The sequence below is a fragment of the Actinomadura roseirufa genome (assembly GCF_900659635.1).
Taxonomy (GTDB): domain Bacteria; phylum Actinomycetota; class Actinomycetes; order Streptosporangiales; family Streptosporangiaceae; genus Spirillospora; species Spirillospora roseirufa.
This window is the reverse complement of sequence record NZ_CAACVB010000046.1, coordinates 23,403-40,724: the sequence shown is the minus strand read 5'-3', so window position 1 is coordinate 40,724 and position 17,322 is coordinate 23,403. Positions and strand designations below refer to the sequence as shown.

18 protein-coding genes, 2 tRNA genes and 2 pseudogenes are annotated in these 17,322 nt (G+C 67.2%); 16 read left to right on the top strand and 6 right to left on the bottom strand.

The genetic code is table 11. From position 1 onward, the window contains the following. Window positions 1–154 precede the first annotated feature (154 nt). Window positions 155–418 carry a GNAT family N-acetyltransferase gene (locus tag E1291_RS41940; RefSeq protein ID WP_278045256.1) on the bottom strand — a complete coding sequence of 88 codons (264 nt, stop codon included), beginning with the start codon at window positions 416–418 and terminating at the stop codon, window positions 155–157. A gap of 529 nt (window positions 419–947) precedes the next feature. Here E1291_RS41940 and E1291_RS13165 point away from each other — a divergent pair. Continuing rightward, window positions 948–1,322 (top strand): hypothetical protein, encoded by a 375-nt coding sequence (locus E1291_RS13165; protein WP_131738055.1) that lies wholly within the window; start codon window positions 948–950, stop codon window positions 1,320–1,322. Between the two features lie 621 nt (window positions 1,323–1,943). Here the strand turns inward: E1291_RS13165 and E1291_RS13160 are convergent. Both E1291_RS13160 and E1291_RS13155 read right to left on the bottom strand, forming a co-directional pair. Then, window positions 1,944–2,510 (bottom strand): flavoprotein, encoded by a 567-nt coding sequence (locus tag E1291_RS13160; RefSeq protein WP_131738054.1) that lies wholly within the window; start codon window positions 2,508–2,510, stop codon window positions 1,944–1,946. Next, a complete protein-coding gene (locus E1291_RS13155; protein ID WP_242614121.1) occupies window positions 2,507–3,976 on the bottom strand; it encodes an XRE family transcriptional regulator in 1,470 nt (489 codons plus the stop codon). Before E1291_RS13155 ends, E1291_RS13160 begins: the two co-directional genes overlap by 4 nt. Window positions 3,977–4,414: 438 nt before the next feature. Between E1291_RS13155 and E1291_RS13150 the strand changes: the two genes are divergently transcribed. The 5 genes from E1291_RS13150 (at window position 4,415) to E1291_RS13130 (ending at window position 6,835) form a co-directional block, all read left to right on the top strand. Further along, window positions 4,415–4,633, top strand: coding sequence for a hypothetical protein (locus tag E1291_RS13150; RefSeq protein ID WP_131738053.1), 219 nt, complete (start codon window positions 4,415–4,417; stop codon window positions 4,631–4,633). Further along, complete coding sequence (locus E1291_RS13145) at window positions 4,633–4,980, top strand: hypothetical protein (RefSeq protein ID WP_131738052.1); 348 nt, start codon at window positions 4,633–4,635, stop codon at window positions 4,978–4,980. The genes E1291_RS13150 and E1291_RS13145 overlap by 1 nt, the downstream gene beginning before the upstream one ends. Next, entirely contained in the window at window positions 4,980–5,234 is a 255-nt protein-coding gene (locus tag E1291_RS13140) for an SAM-dependent methyltransferase (protein ID WP_131738059.1), read from the top strand. Before E1291_RS13145 ends, E1291_RS13140 begins: the two co-directional genes overlap by 1 nt. A 130-nt stretch (window positions 5,235–5,364) precedes the next feature. After that, window positions 5,365–5,820: a VOC family protein gene (locus E1291_RS13135; RefSeq protein WP_131738051.1), complete on the top strand. Its 456-nt coding sequence runs from the start codon at window positions 5,365–5,367 to the stop codon at window positions 5,818–5,820. Between the two features lie 55 nt (window positions 5,821–5,875). Continuing rightward, window positions 5,876–6,835 carry an SAM-dependent methyltransferase gene (locus E1291_RS13130; protein ID WP_278045255.1) on the top strand — a complete coding sequence of 320 codons (960 nt, stop codon included), beginning with the start codon at window positions 5,876–5,878 and terminating at the stop codon, window positions 6,833–6,835. A gap of 179 nt (window positions 6,836–7,014) precedes the next feature. Here E1291_RS13130 and E1291_RS13125 read toward each other — a convergent pair. Continuing rightward, window positions 7,015–7,087: transfer RNA gene (locus tag E1291_RS13125), tRNA-Arg, on the bottom strand. A gap of 195 nt (window positions 7,088–7,282) precedes the next feature. Between E1291_RS13125 and E1291_RS13120 the strand changes: the two genes are divergently transcribed. From E1291_RS13120 to E1291_RS13110, 3 genes are all read left to right on the top strand, one after another. Next, on the top strand, window positions 7,283–7,714 hold the full coding sequence (locus E1291_RS13120; protein WP_131738049.1) for a hypothetical protein: 432 nt from the start codon (window positions 7,283–7,285) through the stop codon (window positions 7,712–7,714). A 128-nt stretch (window positions 7,715–7,842) separates the two neighbouring features. Continuing rightward, window positions 7,843–7,935, top strand: a tRNA-Ser gene (locus E1291_RS13115). A 283-nt stretch (window positions 7,936–8,218) separates the two neighbouring features. Continuing rightward, a complete protein-coding gene (locus E1291_RS13110) occupies window positions 8,219–8,812 on the top strand; it encodes an ASCH domain-containing protein (protein WP_131738048.1) in 594 nt (197 codons plus the stop codon). Between the two features lie 359 nt (window positions 8,813–9,171). On the opposite strand, the gene E1291_RS13105 is transcribed toward E1291_RS13110, so the two are convergent. Continuing rightward, window positions 9,172–9,483 carry a hypothetical protein gene (locus tag E1291_RS13105; protein WP_131738047.1) on the bottom strand — a complete coding sequence of 104 codons (312 nt, stop codon included), beginning with the start codon at window positions 9,481–9,483 and terminating at the stop codon, window positions 9,172–9,174. Between the two features lie 90 nt (window positions 9,484–9,573). Here E1291_RS13105 and E1291_RS13100 point away from each other — a divergent pair. From E1291_RS13100 to E1291_RS13090, 4 genes and pseudogenes are all read left to right on the top strand, one after another. Further along, window positions 9,574–9,753 (top strand): annotated as a pseudogene (locus tag E1291_RS13100) (transposase); the annotation flags it as partial. Between the two features lie 119 nt (window positions 9,754–9,872). After that, window positions 9,873–10,220: pseudogene (locus E1291_RS45080) on the top strand (DUF4357 domain-containing protein); the annotation flags it as partial. Window positions 10,221–10,316: 96 nt separating this feature from the next. Next, the gene (locus E1291_RS13095; RefSeq protein WP_242614120.1) at window positions 10,317–11,696 is read left to right on the top strand and encodes an McrB family protein; all 1,380 of its coding nucleotides are present in this window, start codon (window positions 10,317–10,319) and stop codon (window positions 11,694–11,696) included. Further along, the gene (locus tag E1291_RS13090; protein ID WP_131738045.1) at window positions 11,693–12,901 is read left to right on the top strand and encodes an McrC family protein; all 1,209 of its coding nucleotides are present in this window, start codon (window positions 11,693–11,695) and stop codon (window positions 12,899–12,901) included. The genes E1291_RS13095 and E1291_RS13090 overlap by 4 nt, the downstream gene beginning before the upstream one ends. A gap of 125 nt (window positions 12,902–13,026) precedes the next feature. Here E1291_RS13090 and E1291_RS13085 read toward each other — a convergent pair whose 3' ends face one another. Further along, window positions 13,027–13,674 (bottom strand): hypothetical protein, encoded by a 648-nt coding sequence (locus E1291_RS13085; RefSeq protein ID WP_131738044.1) that lies wholly within the window; start codon window positions 13,672–13,674, stop codon window positions 13,027–13,029. Window positions 13,675–14,303: 629 nt separating this feature from the next. Here E1291_RS13085 and E1291_RS13080 point away from each other — a divergent pair. The 3 genes from E1291_RS13080 to E1291_RS13070 all read left to right on the top strand — a co-directional run bounded on the left by E1291_RS13080 (window position 14,304) and on the right by E1291_RS13070 (window position 17,304). Further along, window positions 14,304–14,618 (top strand): hypothetical protein, encoded by a 315-nt coding sequence (locus E1291_RS13080; protein ID WP_242614119.1) that lies wholly within the window; start codon window positions 14,304–14,306, stop codon window positions 14,616–14,618. Between the two features lie 271 nt (window positions 14,619–14,889). Continuing rightward, window positions 14,890–15,270 (top strand): VOC family protein, encoded by a 381-nt coding sequence (locus tag E1291_RS13075; RefSeq protein ID WP_131738042.1) that lies wholly within the window; start codon window positions 14,890–14,892, stop codon window positions 15,268–15,270. 1,389 nt (window positions 15,271–16,659) lie between these two features. Next, a complete protein-coding gene (locus E1291_RS13070; protein ID WP_242614118.1) occupies window positions 16,660–17,304 on the top strand; it encodes a helix-turn-helix transcriptional regulator in 645 nt (214 codons plus the stop codon). Window positions 17,305–17,322: the final 18 nt, after the last annotated feature.

Genomic DNA, 17,322 nt, shown 5'->3' with positions numbered 1-17,322 from the left:
GATCAAGCACCGCCTCAAGGTGATCCAGCACCACCCCGACGTGATCGACGGTTGCCTGACCACCACCGGCCTCACCCTCAACACCACCCCCGCCAACACTAATTAACCCTGATTAGTCAGCCGACCTGGACACCCAGGAAGCCGCAGCGGCGGTTCACCCCGACCTTCCAACGCCCACGCCCCCTTCGAGCGTTTGCAACAAGGCGTCCATCAATCGCCTGCCAACGCCCTTACCCCATACCTCGGGCAGGGCGTAGAAGGTGGCCACCTCCGCAACCTTCGGGGCATCATCAGCAGGACCGAAGCCGGCGAAAGCGACGGGGGCGCGATCAGTCTCGGCGATAAGTGCTCCGCTTGTCGGCCATCGCGCGTTGGTGAACATGGCGCGCCACCCTGGTTCTTCGCTGCGGGGGTCCATGGCAGCGAGGTACCCCGGTGGGATGACGTCGGCGAAAGCGGCCTGCCAGGACTCCACGTAGATACTCGCGATCGCTGGCGCGTCCCCTTGCACTGCCTGTCGAATCCGCATGGGCCTCATCCTGCGGGGTGGCTGTTCTTTGCCCAACCCATTTGCCACACCTCGGCAACGGTTACAGGCATATCTCCGCTTCCCATCCGCGGTCCTGCTGCACTCCGCAACCAGCGAACGGACCGAGTCGGAGGGTGCTTCCGGGCGAACGGCGCGCAACCCGTGACAGACGGATTCGCGCGGAAGTGCCCTCCGGGACCAGGAGGGGTCTGGAGAACCACGGGGCTCCCCAGTAGCGCACGCTCAACCGATGCTCCGCATCAACCCTGACGGCTGCGCTTGGCAGCGGCCATGGCCCGGTGTTCGTCGATGGACGGCTTTCGACTCCTTGGCGCCGCTTGGATAACCGCTAGAACGTTCACCTGCCAAGAGAGATCATGCTTGCATGCCCTCCCGCAATCGTCGTCTTCCTCGCGGCATGTCCTGGTCGGTGACGCTTTCCGACATCAAGGAAACGCTGGGTGAGGACTACAGGCTTGTGCGAGAGACTGAGTTCTACCTCCCCGCACAGCCCAATCGGTCCGGCGGCCGCATCCTGGCCGAGTGGACGCCTGCCGGTCCAAACGTGCGACCCGAGTACAAGGGGATATCGATCGACGTAGACCTGGTCGTGACCGCAGTCGAACGCGCCGAAGCACGGTCGCTCCTTCGAGCGGAGGCGCTACCCGTACTGCGTGCCTGGGTCGTCGGCGCGCACGAGGCGTCAGAGATCTGGAAGGACCAAAGGCGTAGCGCAGCCTGGACGTACGAGCACGGGACCGCCCACTTCCATGGGAATTACTGGCCGAGATAGCGGCGGCGCGGCACCCGCAGCGGGCTGGCGGACGCGGCATGATGCGCGGCCCGGCGCGGCCGCCCGGTCACCGGCGCCCACGCCGCACGCTCCGGGCGGCCAGGCGCAGGGCCCGCAGCGGCCTGAGCGCCGCCGCCCCTTGATCCAAAACAGCCCAATTCGGCAACGCCGAGTCTCTGTTTATGCGCCTCCCGAGCAAGATCCAGACTCGTCCGCTCGTTGATAGGGAGTCCTGCCGTGCGTCCCTGGAGTCCGCTCTCGTCCAAGTCCGCCGTTAGTACCCGCGTGAGGAAGACATCGCCTGTCGCGTGTTGCGAACCCTCGTAGGGGAGATGAGGACTGGACGCCCACACGGCACGGGCTCGGCGTGATCGCCGGGTTGCGAACCCTCTTAGGGGAGATGAGGACAGGCTACTCGGAGGGCCGGGCCGATGACCCCTGATCGTTGCGAACCCTCTTAGGGGAGATGAGGACCCCAGGGTAAAGCCCCTGGCTGGATGCCTTGTGGGCGAGCGTACATGGAGTGCGATTGCAGCGAGCCCCCGGTGGTGCACGAGACCCCGGCGTGTCACTGAAACGATCACGACCGATCTCGACAGCAGGCACAGCAGTAGGGGGTTCTTACTGGGGTCGGTGGGCTTGTCTCGTGAGTTGGTCGATCTTGTCGAGAGTCAGTGGCCAGGGATAGGTGTCCAGGCGGGTGCCGCCGGTGCCTGGGGGGTGGGGTTCGAACTCACCTGGGCCGTAGAGGACGCGGACGCCTTCTGCGCGGAGGGTGTCGATGCTGTGTTGGAGGGCGGTTCGGGCTGCTAGGGCGGTGTTGATGAAGGGGAGGGCGACGATCGGGATGCCCAGTCCTGGGGCTTCGGCGAGGATGCCGAGGGCGTAGGTGTCGCTGATGCCAGCGGCCCATTTGTTGAGGGTGTTGTAGGTGGCCGGGGCGACGATGATGGCGTCTGCTCTCGGGGAGCGGGGCTCGCTTGGCTTGCGGTACTGGCTGCGGACGGGGCGGCCGGTCTGGTCTTCGAGGGCTTGGACGTCGATGAAGTCCAGGGCTGAGGGCGTGGCGATGATCTGGACGTCCCAGTCCCGCTGGTGGGCGAGGGTGACGAGTTTCCCGACCTGGGCGGCGGGGCCTGCTGCGCAGACGATGGCGTAGAGGACGCGGCGATGGTCGGGTTCGGTCACAGGCGCACTCCGATCTCGGTCGTGAACTCCCTGAGCTGCCGCTTGATGCTGGGCGGTGCTGTGGCCATCAGGTCGCGGAGCATCGCGTGAACGGCGGGGCGGGCCGAGATCTCTTCGGGGGCCAACTGGTGGGCGACGCGGAGGACGTCGTATGCCTTGTCGTGCTTGCCCCATTGGGTAAGCGCGCGGGAGGTGTCCAGGAGGAACGTTGCCCTGCGCTCGGTCAAGGGGATGGCGTTGAGGTCGATGCCGCGGGCTTGCTGGATGGCGGTTCCGGCGTCGCCGAGTTGAAGGGCGATGTTGACGCGGTGGAGTTGGACGTTGGTGGGGCCGAACGCGGTCCATCGGTGGTTGAAGTCGCCGCCTAGCTCGTGGCCAGCGTTCTGGGCTTCGTCCAAGAGGGTGGCGGCGGTGTGGCGGTCGGTGCGTTGGCCGGCGGCCACTGCGCCGCGTAGGAGCAGCGCGCCGTAGACCGAGAGGTACTCGGGTGTCCGCTGATCGACGTCGCGGTCGATGCGTTCGGCGTAGGTGGTGGCTGTCTGGGTGGCTGCGCCGTGGTGTCCGTCGTTCATCAGCGCGTGGGTGATGATGCGGGCGCTGGAGCCGATGATGGTGAGGTCCTGGCTGTTGTGTGCTGCCTGCATGCTGCGGTCGGCGGCGACCCAGGCCAGACCTTCTTGGCCGAGTTTGAGCAGGATGCTCGCGGCGACGTGGTGAGCCTCGGCGGACAGGGCTTCGGCGTGGCGCCGGGAGTCCGCTTCGTGGGTGCTGCATGCGTTGCGCAGGTCGGCCAGCAGTTGCGGCAGAGAGTTGATGACGGTGGAGTACTGGCAGTCTTGGTAGGTCCGCTTGGCCGTGGCTACTGCGGTGCTCAGCCGGGTCATGCTGAGGGCGGTGGGGCTGGGCTGGGTGCCGATGCCGGGGTACCCGGAGAGTGCGGCGGCGAATGCCTCGACGCCTTCGAGTGGTGCGCCGTCGGTGGGGAGATCGGCGAGGATGGCGCTGAACACACTCGCCCCGGCGAGCTTGTGGAACGTCCTGCGGCGCAAGGGGTCCCCTTCCTGGACGTCGGGATCTACGTCCAGGGAACCCACGAGAGCGGAGGGAACCAAGCCCGCGGGCTCATCCCTTGATGTGATGGCAGTGGCGTTGACCGCAGGTGGCGGCAGTGTCCGGGGGGCTAGACCGAGGTTCATCCGGGCGGTGTCGGGCATCTGGAGGCCGTCGGCGATGCGCTCGAAGACCTCCAGGGTGACGACCTTGCGTCCCCCGTCCTTCATGGTCTCGCTGACCTTGCCCTGCGCCATGCCGCATGCGATACCGATCTGGGTCTGACTGGCCCCGGCGTACTGGTGCAGCAGGTGGAAGACCGAGCGAATGTCTCGTGCGCCTAAGGCTTCGATCATCTGCGGGCGCTGCCACAGGGAATCCGGGATGACGATCGGGTCTGAGGCCCGTCCCGGCATCGCGTCTCCCTCCGCGTTCGGACGTCATCGCTGAGCGTATATCCCGTGACGGGATATCGCCTGGGAATGGAACTGCGGCCTGATCTGGCAGATCTTGGACGACATGACTCAGCAGCAGGCTTCTGACCAGCTCCCCTACCGGTTCTGCGGTGGTTGGGGCTGGAAGTTCGTCCATGCGCGCCGAGCGTTGTTGGTGGGTGTGCCGGGTGCGGTGGTGCCGGGGCCTCGGCGTGTGCCGTGTGCGGGTTGCTCGCCTGAGCGGGCGGGGCGGGCGGCGTGATCGGCGGGGTCGGTGGTGTGGTGTGGGTGGCCGATGCCCGGCTGGTTCCCCCGGCCAGAGCGGGCGGGATGGTTACTGGTCATGTCCCCGCATCACCGACCCCGCGTCCATCCCCGGTGCATGCGTCCGATCGTCGTTGCGCCGAGGTGGCGCGGCGGGTGGAGGTGGCGCGGCCGGGGTGGGTGGTGATGTGGTCGCCGTGGCGGCGGACGTTGACGGCGTTCTGTGCGTTCTCGGCGTCGGCTCCGGTGGTGCTGGACGCGGCGTCGGCTGAGGAGTTGCTGCGGCTGATGGATGCGGCCGGGGCTCATCTGTGGCGCTCGCGCGGCGCGGCCGGCGGCTCCTCGGCCAGTGTGGCGTGGGCGGGTGACCGGTGATGACCGACACGGCGGGCACCAGCCCGAACTCGGTTGATGGCGTCCTGGGTGCCGGGCTCGGGCGCGTGGCGGGTGCGCAGTTGCATCTGACGGCGTTGGATGCGGTGATCGCGCATCGGGTGCGGGGGTTGGCGTGCGGGCTGGTGTCGCGTGGTGGCGGGCCGTTGGTGCTGAACGTGGTGACGGAGTCCAAGCCGGTGCGGTCGGTGGATGTGGAGTGCGAGCGGATCAATGGTGAGTGGTGGTTCCGTCTGGCTCCGGGCGGGTCCGTGCTGGCGCGGGTGGAGGATCCGGAGCGAGCGGCGTTGAGGCTGGCCACGCTGCTCGTGCCGGAGGGCGGGGCGTGATGGCGTCTGCTCTAGACGGTGGACCGATCCCGGACAGCGCGGGACCGTACAGGCCTTCGCCTGCTCGTGTGTATGACTTCTTCCTGGGTGGCACGGACAACCGTGTGGTTGACCGGCTGGCTGCGGTGGGGGTGCGGGAGGCTGCGCCGTCGATTCCGCAGGCGGCTAGTGCGGTGACCACATGCGTTCGCCGGGTTGGTGACACGCCGGTCGGCGTCCGTGATGGCGGGGCTTGTCGGCCTCAGTCTCGATAGAGCCGGTTCGGGGCGCGGCGGCGGAGTGATCACGAAGGTCAGCGGCTGCGGCAGTCCGACCCCGCACTGGCCACCGCTCCCCGCACTGATGCATCCTGTCCGGGCGAGGCGGCACCCGAACGGAGGCACGATGACCGATGAGGCTTCCTTCCGGCTAGGACTTCGCGTCCTGGATGTGACCGAGGCGGCCACGTTCTACCGGGGACTCGGATTTGAGCAGACAGGATTGATATCCAATCCCGACGGCTGGCCTGTCATGGCGATCCTCAGGCACGGCGGCCTTCAACTGCTGATCGACGCTCTGGTCGGCATGCCGTTTCCTGACAGCGACCGCGAACGCATGACGAAAACGGGTCCGCGGGGCCTCGGCGTCGTCATTGGCATCGAGGTGGACAACGTCGACGCGACAGCAGAGTATTGCCGCTCGGCCGGATGCAAGGTCACCACCGACCCAGTCGATGCACCGTGGGGCGAGCGGTACCTCGAATGCCTCGATCCCTACGGGTACGCATGGAAGTTCTTCCATCTGCTCCCAGACCCGCCGCCAGACAGCTTGAGCGCCGCCCACAACAGCTGGTTCGCCTGACCCACACCCAGAACGAACCACCACGACTCACAACGGAGGGCTACCCACTCACCCGGTGAACGTTCGTGGTCAGCGCACTAGGGAGAGCCGTGCGTTCATGCATCGGGCGGTGGCCTGGGCGGCGACTGCGGGGATCACACAGTTCGTGGACCTCGGCACGGGCATCCCGACCGAGCCGACTGCGCATCGGCTCGCGCGGCAGATCCACCCTGGGGCGCGGGTAGTGGGTGTCGACATCGATCCGGTGGTCCTGGCTCACGACCATGCGTGGCTGGGCGGGATGCCGATCGTTGAGGGTGATGTGCGGCGGGTGGATGAGCTGATCGGTGCTCTAAGCCGGCGGGTCGACTGGGACAAGCCCGTCGCGGTGCTCCTGGTCGCGGTGCTGCATCTGCTCGGCGACGCCGACAACCCGGCCGGTGTCGTGGCGGCCTTCACCGAACGGATGGCGCCGGGCTCGGTGGTGGCCCTGTCGCATCTGTCCCGGACAGGTGCGGACGCTGACACGGTGGCGCAGGTGGAGGCGGTGTCTGGGCGTGCGGGCGCACCGGTGGTGCTGCGCACCCACGAGCAGATCATGACTGTTCGGGCGGCTGGAGCCGGTTGCTCCTGGGGTGGTGCCGGTGCGGCATTGGCCGGTGCAACGGGGGCCGCTCCCCTCCGTCCCGGTGCTGGGCGGGATCGGACGCGTCCCCGAGGTTCACCCGTCCCCCTCCACGGTGTCGGAGGGGCCGATGTGCGAGTGAGCGGCAAAGGTCAATGGCACGGCGGACACGCGGTGACCCTCGACAGCCCGATCGAGGATCTCGGCCTGTCGCAACACGCGCTCCGGCCGCTGCTGAACCATTGGCGCGGACTCAATCGCGCTCCGACCGTCGGGGATCTGGCCGACCTGGTCAAGGCGGGACGGCTCGGAGAGGTCCGCCAAATCGGCGGGCTTCGCGCCGCCGAGATCACGGCCGCACTGGAAGCGGCGGGTCTGGTGCGTGACCCCCGACGCAGCATCCGGGGCTGAAGCCGGCCCCTGGTGGCTGGAGCGGGGGTGTCCTGCTCGTGGACGACAAGCGAGCGGCGGCGGAGGCCATGAGCGGGGCGCTCTTCAGAGCGTGATCAGTGACCGTGGCTCCCAACGTGGCTCCCATGGCCAATATCAAAAGGCCCCTTCCATGATTGGAAGGGGCCTTTGAACTGGTGTGCACCCGAAGGGATTCGAACCCCTAACCTTCTGATCCGTAGTCAGATGCTCTATCCGTTGAGCTACGGGTGCCTGCTGCCGGGGAACACTGTACCGGCTCCCGGGACCTCACCGCGAATCGATCGCGCCGGGCGCTCAAACGGAAGTGTGACCTGGGTCACGGAACCGTTCGTGTACGGGTGGGGTCAAAGGGGTCATCGAGACGGAAGTGACCAGTGCGGTCTACCCCGTCCGACGTCCCAAAACCCCCCTGAAGGAGAAACCCCCATGCGCATGTCTGCCACCAAGCTGGTCGGCGTCCTCGCCATCGGTGGCGTGATGCTCGCTTCCACGGCCTGCGGGCCGCTCGACTCCATCACCGGAGGGAAGAAGAAGACCGCCTGCAAGAACATCGAGTCCGAGCTGCGCAACATCGCGTCCGGTGGTGCCGCGGTGACGCCGGGCGGCGGTGCGGCGGCGAACGCGCAGAAGTTCTCGGACGCGGCGTCCAAGATCCGTAGTGAGGGTCAGAGCGCGGGCGGCGACGTCGAGACGGCGGCGACCAAGTTCGCGGGCGACCTGGACGACACCGCGTCCACGCTGCGCCGGCTGAGCACCGGCAACCTGTCCGGCGGCACGCCCAACTTCACCCAGATGCAGCAGCACGGCAACGAGCTCGGCAAGGCCTGCGGGTACACCGGCTTCCGGCTGGGCGGCTGATCCTCCGGTGAGCGCTCCCGCGGCCCCGGGAGCGGACGCCGCCGATTGCGACTATGCTCAAGGTCCCGGGTCAGGCTTTGCCGGTTGGCGCGCCGAACCGGTAACCTGTCCTGAGCCCGATGGCTCCTGGAGGATTCGCCTAGTCCGGTCTATGGCGCCGCACTGCTAATGCGGTTTGGGTTTACCGCCCATCCGGGGTTCAAATCCCCGATCCTCCGCCACTCGACCAGGGACTTCGTCCAAGATCTCGGACGAAGTCCCTGTCGCGTTCCAGACGTCCGTTTTGTTGGCCCGGATAGCACGAGGTGCCGTGGCGGCGTCACGTCTGCGTTCCGTGGGTAGTCCTTGGCGGCGCTGTGCCCCCGTCGTGGAGTTCGTCGACCGACCGGTCGAGGTAGTCGTCCGGGTTGTCGTTCCTGTTCGGGCGGCCTTCTGCGACTCGCCTAGCATGTGAATGCCCTGCATGAAGGTGCAGAAGGAGAGGCGTAGCACCCGGGAGGAACGATGCTGTTCAGGCGAGAGGTCCTGGAAGGGATCGCGGGCGGGCGGATCGACCGGGTGTTCCGGGTGTGGGCCGAGCCCCGGGTCCATGCGGGGAGCACCCAGCGCACCTGGGCGGGAATCATCGTCATCGACTCGGTCACGGCCGTCACCCCTGAAGAGATCACCGAGGAGGACGCCCTCCGTGCGGGTTTCAAAGACCGCGCGGCTCTGCTCACCGCCCTGTCCAAGAGCACCAAGGAGGGCGGCTACCACCGCGTCATGCTCCACCTGGGCGGCCCCGACCCCCGATCGGAACTCGCCGGGAACGCCGACCTGACCGAGAAGGAACTGGCCGAACTCAAAACCGCCCTGGACGCCATCGACACCCGCAGCCGCCGCGCCCCGTGGACCCGCGAGGTCCTCCGCCTCATCGAGGAACACCCCGGCCTGCGCGCCCTGGACCTGGCCGAACGCCTCAACCGCGACAAGCTCCCATTCAAGGCCGACGTCCGCCGCCTCAAGGCCCTCGGCCTCACCGAAAGCCTGGAGACCGGTTACTGCCTCTCCCCACGCGGCAAGTCCCTCATGTCCTACCTACGGTCCTCGACCGAATGACCCGTCCATGGTTGCTCGTCCCATCGGACGACGTCATGATTCGGCCGGGACGTCGCCGAGTTCGAGCCGATACCAATCCCCGTCGGTGAGGACGTGCAGGTCAGACCCGCGTCCGATGACAAGCGCGCCGCTGGGGAGTCCTTGCCCGTCTGGGAGCACGACCCGGTATGTTCCCGTGCCCCGCATCCGACCGTCGGCCAGTTCTCCGGCGACCAGGCGGCGCGGTCGGCGCCATATCCAGGAACGCCCCCCCTTTTGCCTGGTGGCTCGTGCGTCGGCACCGGAGGCCGCTCATCGACTCCTGTGGCAGAAAACGTAGGTAAAAGGCAGCAAGTGATGTCCGGCCGATACGTCCTATGTCACATTGGCCAAGCACGGCGCTGTCGCTCCTCTGTCCAGAATCGCACGACCTCTTCACGGTCGACGTCATAATGCTTGCTCTGAGGTCGATCCAATACCAGCCGAACGAAGACGATCAGCGCGACGACAACAGTGACCGGTACCGTGACCAGCACCACGAGAGCCGTCCAGACCTTGGAATGGCCCTGCCCGATAGCCAGCGAGACGACCGCTGCCGCGATCGCCGACAACCCAACAGCGGCGCCACCGACCACGAATGCCTCCAGGCGCCTGCGGTTGCGCACGACATTCCGCATGCGCGGCATCGCCATCCCGCCTTGCGACTCGTCATCCAGCCTTGGACCCAAGCTACATCGAAGCCTGCCCGGCCGGGCCGACCAGCAGGCCACCGGCCACGAAGCACGCTGACCGGCGGGAACCGCAATGACGTCACTCAACTCGTTCCGCTGCTGGATCAGGTGCCGCCCATCCGAGGCCGGGTGGGACGACCGCGCCGAAGACCGGCGTGCCTGCTGGCCGACCGCGGCTATGACCATGACAAATGCCGTCGCCTGCTGTGGGCACGGAGCATCATCTGCCGGCGACGCCTCGTCCGCTGATTCTGTGACGACCTCTTAAAGCAAATGCCGCGTTTACGTCGGTGGCCGGTGTTAGGTTGGCGGCGCCTGTCCACTGCCTGCGCGTAAGACGAGGGAAGCCGATGGCCGATGAGTATCCCGAGTTCCAACTCCGTTTGCCGAACGGCGGTCCATTGGCGCGTGGGCGGCTCTTGACTGAGCGGGGGACGAACGGTGCACAGAAATTCATGGTGCTCGCCGGTTCTCTCGCCCGCGCCGACTGCGTGCCGTCGTTCGCCGCGCGTAAGCCATCCTCCTATGTACTCCGTGAGCAGTGGATCGGCGAGGGCGTGCTCGTCCCATCGGAGCAGTGGCCGGGCTGGCTGGAGGCGGTTGAGGACATTGTCTGCAATTCCCCGTCGGCCGCCGCCTCGATCGTCATAGGCGACAACGCCAGTGGATACAGGTCCTGGAAGACCCAGGATGGCCATCCGCTCGGGGACTTCATCCCTCAGCCGGCGTGGGGGGCACCGCGCACATGGCTGGTCCGGGGGTCGAACGCAGCGGGAGCTGATCTCGTCCAGACGATGTGGCTGCCGGAAGGGCTGGTGAGCCTGGCGGCGACACGGCTGCGGCGCGACGGCGTCCGACCGGAGATGAGCAAGGATGCTCTACGGCGAATCGTGGAGGAGGACTACGAGTCGACTGCGTCCTACAGCCAGCGGAAGGGGCTGGTGGAGGACCTCAACGCCTTCTTGTCCATCATGAAGCCGGGCGACGGTGTCTGCGCCCCGTCCGGCGGCAAGCTGTACGTCGGTGAGATCACCGGGGTGGCAGAGCGGGAAGTCCTGGAAGACGGCCGGTCGATTCTGCGGCGGCCGGTGGACTGGCAGGCTACCGGCTACCCGTACGACGACCTTCCCGAGGGGCTTCAGCAGAAGCTCTCGGTCCAGCATGACGTCGCCGACCTCACCACCGTCCAGGCACTCGTCGATGGGCTGGGCCGCAGCGATGAGGAGCTCGCCGACGAAGCAGGCGACACCTCCGGCGGTACGAGCGACGAGATCGCCGTGATCACCGCCCGCCGGAAAGTGGAACTCCCGGAGCCGAGCGAAGAATTCGCGCAGGAATTGCTCGTTCACGACGCGGCATGGTTGCGCGAGGTGCGCGATTTGCTGGCGGACGAACGGCAGCTCATCTTCTATGGGCCGCCCGGCACCGGCAAGACCTATCTCGCGCAGGAGCTGGCGGAGTTCCTCGGCGGCGGGCCTGAGCGGGTCAAGCTGGTGCAGTTCCACCCGTCCTACGCCTACGAGGACTTCTTCGAGGGATTCCGGCCGCAGGAGGATCCGGAGACCCGGCAGGTCGCGTTCCGGCTGACGGCCGGCCCACTGCGGGAACTCGCCGACCTCGCTTCCAGCGAGGGCAACCGGCACATCCCGCATTTCTTGATCATCGACGAGATCAACCGGGCCAATCTGGCGAAGGTGTTCGGCGAGTTGTACTTCCTGCTGGAGTACCGCAACCGGTCGGTGCGGCTGACCTACTCCGGCGACGACTTCGCGCTGCCGCCCAACCTGTTCGTCATCGGCACCATGAACACCGCCGACCGGTCCATCGCCCTCGTGGACGCCGCGATGCGCCGCCGGTTCGCGTTCGTCGAACTGTCCCCGCGCACCGAACCGACCCGAGGGTTGCTGCGCCGCTGGCTCGCCGCCGAGGAGCGCGGCACCGAGCCCGCCGACCTGCTGGACGAGCTGAACCGCCGGATCTCCGACCCCGACTTCCAGGTCGGGCCGTCCTACCTGATGAAAGCGGGCGTGTACCGCGACGGCGGGATGGAGCGCACCTGGCGCACCAAGATCCTTCCTTTGCTGGAGGAGTACCACTACGGCGAGGACGTGAAGGTCGAGCAGCGGTACGGCCTGGCGTCCCTGCGCGACGCGATCGCGCCGCCTCCGGCATGACGGACGTCACGCTCACCGAATATGGGGCGGCGCGGTCGCTGCCCTTGTCCGGAACGCTCGGCCGAGCCCTGGCCGCCTCCCGCGTGGTCGAGGCCACGCCCGAACCGGACGTTCCCGGACTGTGGCGGCTGAGGGCCGCGGGCAAGGTCGGTGTCGTGGCCGTGACAGCATCCGGCGGCGAGACGCTCACCATCCGGATCACACCGAAAGTACCGATCCGCCGCCTGCTCTTCTTGCTCGGCTATGCACTCGACGCCAAGGGCTGGCGGGACGACGATGTGGCGCTCGGCTCGGAACACGAAATCCTGCCCGCACTCGCGCGTCTTTTCGAGCGGCAAGCTGACCGGGCTCTGCGCCAAGGGCTTCTTCAGGGGTATCGCACGACCGAGGAGACGTCCCTGGTCATGCGCGGGCGGCTGCGAGAGGCCGACCAGATCCGGCGGCATCACGGTGAGTTCCCCGCCGTCGAGATCGTCCACGACGAGTACACGACGGACATCGCAGAGAATCGGCTCCTGCGGACGGCCACCGAACGGCTCCTCCGTCTGCCGGGGATTTCGAGGGACCTGCGCGGCGGCCTGTTGAGGCTGCGTGTCCGGCTGGCCGACGTCACCGCGCTCGGACGGGGCCAGGAAACGCCGGTGTGGTCGCCCACGCGCTTGAACGCCCGGTATCAGCCTGCGGTGCGCCTCGCCGAGCTCGTCCTGCGCGGCGCCTCCGTCGAACATCGGCCCGGAGACACCACCGTCAGCGGCTTCCTGTTCGACATGGCGCGCGTCTTCGAGGACTTCATCACGGTCGCCCTACGCGAGGCGCTCAGCGCGAGCAGCGGCCACTGCGTGCTCCAAGCCACCCACCACCTGGACGAGTCCCACGCGATCCGAATCGTGCCCGACTTCGTTCACTACACCGATGACGGCACCCCGCACGCTGTAGCCGACGCCAAGTACAAGGCCGAGAAACCCGAGGGCTTCCCCGACGCGGACCTGTACCAGATGCTCGCCTACTGCACCGCCCTCCGCCTCTCGGACGGCCACCTCATCTACGCGAAAGGGAGCGCACCGCACGCCGTCCACCGCGTCCGGCACACCGGCATCGCCATCCACCAGCACACCCTCGACCTGGACCAGCCGCCGGCAGACCTGCTCTCCGACGTGCGCGCCCTCGCCGGGCTTCTGCTGCCACAAGCGTCTCGGCCGGCCTAGAGCCCACACCCCGTCCTCTCCGGGGATGGGTGACCGGGCCAACGCACCGACATGGCGTGACGAGCGTCGGCCAAGGCAGGATCAGACGGATTTTGCTTTGAAGGGCTGCCTCCTGCGGAGAGGGTTTAGGGCGGTGCGGTGAAGCACCAGCATTTGTTGTCTTCGCATCTCAGCCAGTCGGCGGAACCGGGTTGGGAACCTTCGTATTCTTCGAGTTCTCCAACGTAGAGGCGTGCACGATATTCTCGCATACTTACCGTGATGTTGTCCGGCTTCCACCACCACCAGTGAGTACTGGGAGCCCACGAGGGAATCTGGCCGCGGTGAACTGGTGTGGCATCGTCCGCGACCTCGCATAGCAGGTCATCGAAGTCACCTACGGATTCGAGTGCGAGGGGGGCCGAGATAGCGAGAACCGCAGCGAAGTCGTCTTGTAGTGCCTGAATAGCCGTCCTGTGTTGGCATGCATTGAGATAGCCATCAAGGCGGCCCCGCTGGGCATAGTTCTCGCCCTCGCCCGCATAGGCTGACAGGACGGCCTGTGCGCGGTCTCCTCGCAGGAACTCACCGATCGCCGCCCCGCGCATCTGCTCGCGAAGCGCCTGCCCTGTGGTGACGTCGGCGGCACCCCAGCGGGCCAGCCCCGCGTAGACGTGCAGAACTGCTCGCATGACGTCGGCGTCGTTGCGTTGAGCGGCCGACTGGGGGTCGAGCAGCCAGTCGATCCGCTTCTGAAGGCTCTGGGCCAGTTCCGCTCGCGTCTTGTCTGTCATCTCGTTAAGAGTAGCCCGCAGAGCGCGCCTTGAGGGGTTTTGTTTTGCCTTACGTAACTTGTATCCGGCTGGCGGAGGCGAGCGCTTCCCCATATCTGCGATGTTATTTTTGCGGGCGCACTCCTCAGTGGATCGCTGGTGCTCTAGTGGGCACGCGTAGGCTTGTGTACGTCCGCCTTGCCGAACTCCCTGCTGTCGTTCGTCGATGGGTGGTGGGGACGAGAGGGTGCGCGGACGATGCGGCGTGGGCGGGGTGCTCGTGGAGTTGCGCCGGGGGTCTTCGGCCTGGTGGGGCGGGCATCGGTTTGGTTCTGGCTCTAGGTGTCCGCCGACCGTTCCCAGTGCGGAAATCTGTTGAGGCCTTGTTTCGTGTTTCGGTAGGTTGGCCGTGGTCCGTCGCAGTGAAGACAGAGGAGAAACCGTGATCCCGCCTGCTCTTCGGTTCTGACACTTCTTCCGCTCATCTCTGAGCCGACGTCCTGTCGGCTCTGCCGGGCTGCCCGTCTTCGGCCCCGGTCGTACAGCGTTCGAGGCCGCGCGATCGGCCTCGTGTCAGGCAAAGAGGGATCATGTCTTCACAACCTCATACCGTGCTGCCCTGGGCCGTTCGCCGGAGCGGGGTGCCGCCAGTGAAGTCGGGCGGTGGCGAGTCGGAACCGGTGGCGTTCGGGCCGCTCGCTCGGCGCAGCCACTTCACGCTGGTCAGGAAGGGGGCGGCCTGGCGGCTGGACGCGTCGTCGGCGTTGTCGGGCGATGATTGGCCGGTCCGGGTGGAGGTCGCCTTCGAGGCCCCGGTGCCGCTGCGTCCAGAGCGGCTCATCCCGCAGAGGGTCGGCTGGAGCGAGAGGCGGCGCCGGGTCGGATACGCCCTTCCGCTACGGCGTCCGATCGGCGCCAAGTTCATCCCCCGGGCTTATCAGCGGGGGCGTCGTCGTCGTGCCTGATCCGCTTCTGCGGCATGGGTCGCGCCGCGATCACTGATAGGCGGCTCGCAATCCATGGGAATGGATGGGCCCGTGGCCGGGCGCTCCCCGGTGACCCGCCACGGGCCCTTGGGGCTTCTTCGGTGAGGTTCCGCCTTCCGGAGGCCTGTCGGGCAAGGCTCGGCGGGATGGCCCCATCCAGTAAGGTTGTGAACTGTTTTCGCAGCTGGGGGCATGAGGTTCGCGTGTTGTCTCCCCCCTGCGGCTCCCAGGCTGAGAGTGGGTTTCGTCAATGGCATGTCGTATCAGTGAGCTCGTGCTGGGTTGTCGCGACCCTGAGGTGCTGTCGCGGTTCTGGTGCGAGGTCCTGGACTTCGTCGTGCTCGCTCGCGAGGACGACGGCACGGTGGAGATCGGGCCGCGCGAAGGGTTCGGCGGGGCGCAGCCGACGATCATTCTCAGCAGCAGGGAGGAGCCGGAGAAGGGGAAATCACGGCTCCACATCGACGTCAACCCCACCGACCGCGATCAGGCCGCCGAGCTCGAACGCCTTCTCGCGCTCGGTGCTCGCTTCGCCGACATCGGCCAGACGGGCGACGAGCAGTGGCATGTCCTGGCCGACCCCGAAGGCAACGAGTTCTGCCTGCTCAAGGCCCGCCTCGCCCCACTCTGACGCACATCGGTCGCACCGCGCGAAGTCCGGTGTGGCACGCGTCAGCGGCCGTCAGCACCCGCCCACGACCGGGAGGTCGCGCGTCCCGTCGGCGTCCCTCGTGCCGGCGCATCATCTCCCGCGCTCGCCGCGGAGCCGTCTCAGCAGTTCGGCCGTCTCGGTGATCGGACGCTCTCTCAGACGTCCGAATGACCGCTGTCTCCAGGAACAGGCCGGATCCGGACGCATGGTCGGTGGGCACGCCGAGGTCTTCCGATCTGCGGTTATCGGCGTGGGGGGTCGGGTTTTCGGTCACTGAGGGCGTGGGTGGCGGTCCGGAGGCGGGCAGGGCGAAGTGGCCGAGGTGGTCGGTGCCGACCATGAGCTCGTGACCGGGACAACTACCGGGCTTCTGCTGGACTTTGCCGGTAATACACAGGAACCCACATATTCGCCCGCGCGCCGTGGGCAGCTTTCATCCTTATCCGACATGGTCGGTCGGTTTTGTAGTGAAAGCCGGTGTTATCCCGCCTTTCTGACACAAACCACCCATTGAGAGCGAACGAGAAGCGGGGGCGCCGAGGAGGGGTGATCTGCGGGGCCGCCCCGTGCGGATCGGGCCTTGGGCGCATTGACCTGGACTTCTCTTTCATCCCTTGGACTCGCCCGCCCGCGTGCGTCGTCCTCCGGCGGACCCGTGCCGCAGCACTTCTCCTTTTAGACCAAAACCCTCTTATCGCTCAGCCAAAACCGGCCATGTCTTGACGTTGGACACAATCCAACGTAAGCACAGAAGAAAACGAACAAACCCACGATCATGCCAAGTGATCGGTCAAGTGATAAACGGCATCGTGATACACGGCTTGGGGAGCCCCGTGACCAACCCGCCTTGTCGCTCATACGGTGACGGCAGGACGCGCGCACACCGTCGGCCGACCGGTCCCGGCCGCGCGGCGGTGGCCATGTCCGTCGCGGCCGCGCGCCGCCGTGCCCGCCCGGCGGCCGGTGCGCCGCGCCGGCACCAGGGCCGCCGATGTCGTGATGCCAGGGCACCGGATCGAGCCGACCGCGAGCCCGGACGGCATGTGACCGGACGCCGCGCTGGATCGGTCCAGCGCGGTCCCGCCCGCGACATCGGGCGGGAGAATTCTCGCGACGAGCCCCCTGGGCGGCCAATGGCAACTCTCTTATAGGGAATTCTTGGGAATCGGCGAGTTGAGGGGACTCGGCGATACGGAAGCGATCAGGATGGCGCTCCGGCCGCTTCTCAGCCTGCCGATCAGAGTGTGTGCTCACGTGTGTTCTCATCGGCTTCCCGCCACCGTCGTGGCGTAGCCCTTTCGCTGCCAGGCTTCCGATGTTCGCGCCCGGTGGGCCTTCGCTCACCGACGAAAAAGGCAGGATGAAAAGTTGTCGACGTCCTATTACTCCGCACAGAACACGGCACCCGTCAGAGTCCATGTGCACGCCTCGGACCCGATCTCCATGGCCGGGGCGATGAGCCAGCTGCGCCGGCTGCCCGAAGTGGAGATCGTCAACGCGGCGAACAGCGCGCCCCCCGCGGTCGTGGTCGTCGTGGCCGGGACCCTGGACGATCCCGTGCTCCCGCAGGTCCGCCAGTTCACCAGGGCGGGGGACGTGCACGTCGTGCTCGTCGTGGACGCCCTGCGCGAGGCCGAGCTCGCGGAGGTGATCGAGTCCGGTGTCGTGGCCATCGTCTGGCGCCACGAGGCCACCGAGGGACGGCTGCTCCAGGCCGTCCTGGCCGCCTCGCGCGGGGACGGGGACATGCCCCCCGACCTGCTGGGCCGGCTGATCCAGCACATCGGCCTGCGGCAGGGCGCGCCGCCGCGCGCCGCGTTCCCGCGCCTCGCGCCGCGCGAGGTCGCCGTGCTGCGGCTGGTGGCCGAGGGACTGAACACCAGTGAGATCGCCAAGACGGTGTCGTACTCCGAGCGGACCGTCAAGAGCGTGCTGCACGGGATCACCACCCGGCTGCACCTGCGGAACCGCGCGCACGCCGTGGCCTACGCGCTGCGCGAGGGCTACATATGATCGGTGTCCGGCACGCCG

Bases quoted from the DNA above. Each gene is read 5' to 3' on its own strand.
- E1291_RS13165 (WP_131738055.1), top strand. From the start codon at position 948: ATGTCCTGGTCGGTGACGCTTTCCGACATCAAGGAAACGCTGGGTGAG.
- E1291_RS13075 (WP_131738042.1), top strand. From the start codon at position 14,890: ATGGCATGTCGTATCAGTGAGCTCGTGCTGGGTTGTCGCGACCCTGAG.
- E1291_RS13090 (WP_131738045.1), top strand. From the start codon at position 11,693: ATGACGGACGTCACGCTCACCGAATATGGGGCGGCGCGGTCGCTGCCC.
- E1291_RS13145 (WP_131738052.1), top strand. From the start codon at position 4,633: ATGACCGACACGGCGGGCACCAGCCCGAACTCGGTTGATGGCGTCCTG.
- E1291_RS13140 (WP_131738059.1), top strand. From the start codon at position 4,980: ATGGCGTCTGCTCTAGACGGTGGACCGATCCCGGACAGCGCGGGACCG.
- E1291_RS13120 (WP_131738049.1), top strand. From the start codon at position 7,283: ATGCGCATGTCTGCCACCAAGCTGGTCGGCGTCCTCGCCATCGGTGGC.
- E1291_RS13105 (WP_131738047.1), bottom strand. From the start codon at position 9,483: ATGGCGATGCCGCGCATGCGGAATGTCGTGCGCAACCGCAGGCGCCTG.
- E1291_RS13135 (WP_131738051.1), top strand. From the start codon at position 5,365: ATGACCGATGAGGCTTCCTTCCGGCTAGGACTTCGCGTCCTGGATGTG.
- E1291_RS13110 (WP_131738048.1), top strand. From the start codon at position 8,219: ATGCTGTTCAGGCGAGAGGTCCTGGAAGGGATCGCGGGCGGGCGGATC.
- E1291_RS13155 (WP_242614121.1), bottom strand. From the start codon at position 3,976: ATGCCGGGACGGGCCTCAGACCCGATCGTCATCCCGGATTCCCTGTGG.
- E1291_RS13095 (WP_242614120.1), top strand. From the start codon at position 10,317: ATGTGGCTGCCGGAAGGGCTGGTGAGCCTGGCGGCGACACGGCTGCGG.
- E1291_RS13085 (WP_131738044.1), bottom strand. From the start codon at position 13,674: ATGACAGACAAGACGCGAGCGGAACTGGCCCAGAGCCTTCAGAAGCGG.
- E1291_RS41940 (WP_278045256.1), bottom strand. From the start codon at position 418: ATGGACCCCCGCAGCGAAGAACCAGGGTGGCGCGCCATGTTCACCAAC.